The 1,337-nt window shown below is 68.3% G+C and carries 3 protein-coding genes; 1 reads left to right on the plus strand and 2 read right to left on the minus strand.

Annotated features, from left to right (window positions below):
• Window positions 1-204 precede the first annotated feature (204 nt).
• The gene (locus FVW20_RS15660) at window positions 205-444 is read left to right on the plus strand and encodes a hypothetical protein (RefSeq protein WP_196610334.1); all 240 of its coding nucleotides are present in this window, start codon (window positions 205-207) and stop codon (window positions 442-444) included.
• A 171-nt stretch (window positions 445-615) separates the two neighbouring features.
• Here FVW20_RS15660 and FVW20_RS15665 read toward each other — a convergent pair whose 3' ends face one another.
• Together FVW20_RS15665 and FVW20_RS15670 are read right to left on the minus strand one after the other, a co-directional pair.
• Complete coding sequence (locus tag FVW20_RS15665; RefSeq protein ID WP_196610335.1) at window positions 616-1,140, minus strand: DUF6691 family protein; 525 nt, start codon at window positions 1,138-1,140, stop codon at window positions 616-618.
• A 2-nt stretch (window positions 1,141-1,142) separates the two neighbouring features.
• Window positions 1,143-1,337 (minus strand): YeeE/YedE thiosulfate transporter family protein (locus FVW20_RS15670; RefSeq protein ID WP_196610336.1); only part of this gene is annotated, 195 nt, incomplete at its 5' end.

A 1,337-nucleotide genomic window follows, 5' to 3' on the forward strand; every position in this document is an offset into this window, starting at 1 on the left:
GGGCCTGGCGCGCAGCACCCTGTCGCTCAGCGGCGCACGCACGAACGGGCTGCCCGCGTCGGGCACGAACCCGGCCACAAGGCCGAGCACGCCCACCGCCAGTGCAGCCGCGACCACAAGGCCGCCGTATGCCGTGCGTTTGCGCTTCACCCACCATCCTCCATTTTCGGCGGCGTCCGGCCCGCACGATGCACGACGCACGACATGCGCGCGCTCATTCGTGCCCGTGCTCATGCCCGTATTCACACCGGCCGCCTTGCGTTCCAAATTCCGTGGCTGGACCATGACCCGACAAAAAGCAAATTCCGCGCCAAGGACCATGCGATGCGCGCCAGCCCGGCGACGCATCCCCCGGTGCCGGACCTGCGTCAGGCAGAAAACAGGACAAACCGCGCGCAGCAGTCGGAAACCCGACGCCGCGTGGTGTCCAAGCATAGGGGGTGACGGCCCGGCGGGCAAGCCCCACGGCCATTTTGCCGGTAATCCGCCGTACTGGGGGCATGGGGTGCCCCTGCCTTGGGCGTCCGCCCCGGATGGGCCTGCCTGCCCGCAAAACGCCAAGGGCCGCCGCTCCCGAAACGGAAGCGGCGGCCCATAGCCGTCACGTGCGCAAAACTACAGTCCCTTGCGCTCGAACCACCGGAACAGCAGCAGCGCGCCCGCCACCATCGGCACGATGACCACCCAGTGGTTCACGCCCAGCAACTGGGGCAGGGTGACCTTGCCGAAGTCGCCCCAGGTCAGCAGGGTGGCCTTCATGGCCGGGTAGGCTTCGGCATACAGGGCCGCGCCGCACAGGCTGCCCAGGATGCCCCACAGGGCGTCCCAGCGGCCTTCGCCCAGCGCGCCCAGCGAAGTGCCGGGGCAGTATCCCAGCAGCCCCCAGCCAAGGCCGAAGGCCAGCCCGCCCACAATGTTGCCGCCCAGCACCAGCGGCTTCACCGAAAGTTTCGCCATTTCCAGATCCACCAGCAGATACACGCCCACCATGGCCACCACCACGGTGGAGAGCATGAACTTCACGATGGTCATGTCGCGCAGGCGCAGCGCGCCCAACTGCCTGTCGTGGCGCAACACTTCGGAGCGTTGCAGGAAGATGCCGAACAGAATACCCGTGACCAGCCCGTACGTAAGGTCCATGGTTACCTCCCCCGGTACAGGATGTACGCCGTCACCAGCCCGCCCGCAAAGAAGCAGGCCAGCGCCACGAACCCGCTTGCCGCAAGCTGCAACGAACCGCTCAGGCCATGCCCGCTGGGGCAGCCGTCGGCAAGACGCGCGCCGAACATGGCCAGCACGCCGCCGCAGAAGGCCGCCACGCCGCGCCGCAGCCGCGA

Source organism: Nitratidesulfovibrio oxamicus, from assembly GCF_015731765.1.
In the GTDB taxonomy this organism is placed as follows: Bacteria; Desulfobacterota; Desulfovibrionia; order Desulfovibrionales; family Desulfovibrionaceae; genus Cupidesulfovibrio; species Cupidesulfovibrio oxamicus.

Coding starts and splice junctions, on each gene's coding strand:
- FVW20_RS15660 (WP_196610334.1), top strand. CDS start 205: ATGCGCGCGCTCATTCGTGCCCGTGCTCATGCCCGTATTCACACCGGC.
- FVW20_RS15665 (WP_196610335.1), bottom strand. CDS start 1,140: ATGGACCTTACGTACGGGCTGGTCACGGGTATTCTGTTCGGCATCTTC.